At 59.1% G+C, this 3,172-nt stretch carries 4 protein-coding genes; 3 read left to right on the forward strand and 1 reads right to left on the reverse strand.

Annotation, left to right across the window (positions count from 1 at the left end; translation table 11 throughout):
- The first annotated feature begins 213 nt into the window (after positions 1 to 213).
- The 3 genes from AB4Z51_RS44615 (at position 214) to AB4Z51_RS44625 (ending at position 2,905) form a co-directional block, all read left to right on the forward strand.
- Complete coding sequence (locus tag AB4Z51_RS44615) at positions 214 to 444, forward strand: hypothetical protein (RefSeq protein WP_135217348.1); 231 nt, start codon at positions 214 to 216, stop codon at positions 442 to 444.
- The gene (locus AB4Z51_RS44620) at positions 441 to 737 is read left to right on the forward strand and encodes a hypothetical protein (protein ID WP_135217349.1); all 297 of its coding nucleotides are present in this window, start codon (positions 441 to 443) and stop codon (positions 735 to 737) included. The genes AB4Z51_RS44615 and AB4Z51_RS44620 overlap by 4 nt, the downstream gene beginning before the upstream one ends.
- 1,382 nt (positions 738 to 2,119) lie before the next feature.
- Complete coding sequence (locus AB4Z51_RS44625) at positions 2,120 to 2,905, forward strand: hypothetical protein (protein ID WP_441499732.1); 786 nt, start codon at positions 2,120 to 2,122, stop codon at positions 2,903 to 2,905.
- An 86-nt stretch (positions 2,906 to 2,991) separates the two neighbouring features.
- Here the strand turns inward: AB4Z51_RS44625 and AB4Z51_RS44630 are convergent.
- Positions 2,992 to 3,172 (reverse strand): hypothetical protein (locus AB4Z51_RS44630; RefSeq protein ID WP_441499733.1); only part of this gene is annotated, 181 nt, incomplete at its 5' end.

Below are 3,172 nucleotides of genomic sequence, written 5' to 3' on the forward strand. Positions count from 1 at the left end.
CAACTCAAGTTTCGCACCAAGGACTTCACTGGTGAATATTTCCACTACAGTGGCGATATGTTTCTTGTTTACAGATCAGGAAACCTCGCGCGATTGAACTGCACACCGCGCTGACCGCTTGGCGCGATGCCGTTCGCTTCATGAGCCTCAAGGACGGAAGCACGATGACTGAACCCGTGCCCGAAGACCTCATCACGCATCCCGAAGAGATCCGTGGAGGTTTTGAGTTACCTTTGGGCGACAAGATCAGCCTCAAAGGCCAAGGGCGAATTACGCCAGCGGGAATTGTTTCCGCGGGCATTATCACTGTTGATCCGTGATCTGGCAACCGAACCCAAGAAGCGAGACCTGTTCACCAAGCTGGCCGAGCATCTGACAATCCTGGCCGACGAGGTTGAACGCGCCATTGCCGCCGCGGGACCTGACCTGAAGCGGAAGGAATGACCGAACGAGGCTGGGGTCGGCGTTTCGATGACCCGATCAGGATCGGCGATCGCGTACTGGTGACGCTGCTCGACGCCGGCGAGTACATCGCCGCGCTGCCGAAGAAAGAGTACGCCGTACCGGAATGGCAAGCCGCGATGCAGGCGCTGATCCTGGTGGCTGAAAGCGGCGGCCCGACGATGTTTGCCCGCATCGGCGTCGTGCGAGCATTGAACCGCCACTACGTCCCGGAGTTTAACCCGAAGGGAAAGAGCCCCCATTGGGGCCAGCGCAAGTTGAAGAGGGATCAATGACCGTCTGGATTTACGACCAAGGCAAAGAGTGATCTGTGACGCGTGGTCCCAATGGAAAAAACCGCAGCGTGGTTCCAGCCCCCACTGCGGCATTCCCGGATAGCTATAAAAAATCTCTCGGTACTTAAATCTCGCCGGTGTTCTCACAGTAGAACACCCCGTTCCGAAAATGCACCGTATGATTACCGGAGTCCGCTGTTTTACCCGTTGTCGTTAAGGGGCGAACATGGCACGGCTTGCTTTCCAGCCCCTCAATGCTCCCGGCTGCCGCTCCAATTGCGGATTAGAGCGCCGGGAGTGCTGGTGCGGCCGAAGTCTAAGGTCCGATCCTCTCAGCCGGGCACCAAGGCGAGCAACCTACCCCAACACCCGCCCCACCTTCGCATTCTTCACCACCACACCGGATCGTGCCTGAACCCGAATGCGTACGGCACCGGCCCGTTACATGGGTATGATCGAAGGTAGTACGGCTGCGCGTAAGCGCAGGAGGAGACTAGGTAGGGGCGATAGTGGAAGCCCACATATGACCGATCAACGTTTCGGTAGCGCGCAATGTGTCGGCGACGCGGGGCAAAATCAACAGTTCTGCAACACCCTGATCTTTGGCTGATGATCTGCTGCTGCGCTGCTGCGGACGTCGTCAGTAGTGCCGTCGATGCCAATGACATTACACCTACGATAAGCGCCACCCCAATCCAGCTTCTCATAAGAACTCCTCAATCAGTCCACCGTGCAGTGTGGCCTGGCGGCGGCTCGCCCGAGTTCGCAAGCCTACTAGGCTTCCTTACTCAAGCCAACACGCGGCGCGTCTCCCAGCGGCCTGAAAGCACAGTGATCGCGTAGATGATTTTGTTCGTCGCATGGCCGAGCTCGCTTCCCAGCTGTCCGAGCTGGAATGCCCAGGGTGTCCACCTTCCGCTGGGTCGAGGGACGGAGGGCCGGTAGGCTTCACTGGTCTGCCCACAAACACTTTGGGGGTTGGGAATGGCTTGGATTTTTACGTTTCTCTACGTCCTTTTTTGTGAGCCCGTCAGCTTGGGCCGCAAGCAGCGTGACCTTTGAAAGCCTCATCGGCCTTTGGCCAAAGTGATCGTTCTGCTAACGGACACGTCCGATGGCTGATTAGTGACAGGCCATCGCGCCGCCGCTGATCAATCGCGACAATGCCCTTTTAGCTATCACGGCGCCTGCGCTACTCGGCTTTTATCGGCTTCCGGGCCCAGCTCTGCGCCCCTAAAAGGGGCCTTCCCCTCGCCAGCGCGCTCGGAGGGCACTTTTTCAGCACTTTATCGCGCGCAGGTGATAAATTTGTTCGAGGGCGAGACAGTCAAGCTTTAGCACAGCGCGGCGCCGCCCCTGGGCGCCGATACGGAGAGCACCAAGTGGCTTCCACGCTGGACGACGGGATCGCGGAACGGCAGATCGCGGAAGAGCTTTCGAACCTGGAGCGCGCAGCGGAGGTCAGTCCCTCGGACCAGCCGACCACCATGGAAACATCTCGCGCCCAACCGGCAACGAACCATCAATTGGCGAAGCGGCGCTCTGTGGCTTTAATCTGTTCTCTGTTGGCGGCATCCGGTGTTGCTGCTTGGTGGTGGTCGTCCTCCGCTCATCCGGCGATGACGGCCCCCTCGGACCCTGCAGCGACGCTGAGCCCCCGAGAAGCCGCGGGGCGAAAAGACGCATCGCAGTCTGCCATCGCCCTGGTTTCCGACTTGGCGCAGCAGTTCCAGTCGATGACGCGCGATCTCGCTGCCTTGAAGCAAGCGGTCGAACAGCTCAAGGTGACTCAAGAGCAATTGGTCAACGACAATGTAAATGTCGCGAGCCAACTCAACGCGAGCCAGGAAGAAACGGCACGCAACAAAGGTTTCGTCGACGAGATCAAGGCGATGCAGATCCAGATGAGGCGCGAAAGCCAGACGCTCATCGATCGCATCAACGCAAGCCAAGAACAGCTCGCCCGCATCACTGCCAACGCTTCCGCGCCAAACATGATCGAAGAGACTAGATCGATCCCGCAAGAGCCAAGGGTCGTGACAGAAGTACCATTGCCGCGTCCGCGGCAGCCGGCCAAGGTCGCCCAGGCACCAAAGCCGGCGCCAACCCCGGCCCGGCCGCAATCCAAAAAGCCGCAATCGTCGTTGTCCTGGCCATGGCCGCGCTAATGCCGCGACCGCCCCCCAACTCGAGAATGAAAGGGCGGATCGAAACTGCGGCCTCTGAGCAGAAGCTCAGCAAGACGGATCTAAAGCTATGGCGTCGGGGTGTCAATCGGCCTGTAAAATTGGCTCTGACTCATATGTGGAACGGCCCGGGCTGCAAGATCTTTCTCTGGTTGAACAAGGGATGACGGTGCGGTCATATGTCCGGCCTTTGAACGCGGCACCCGGCCGCTGGCCACGATGATATCCGCGGAAGCAATCGCCCAATCA

It is taken from the genome of Bradyrhizobium sp. 2TAF36, assembly GCF_052114925.1.
Lineage (GTDB): Bacteria > Pseudomonadota > Alphaproteobacteria > Rhizobiales > Xanthobacteraceae > Bradyrhizobium > Bradyrhizobium barranii.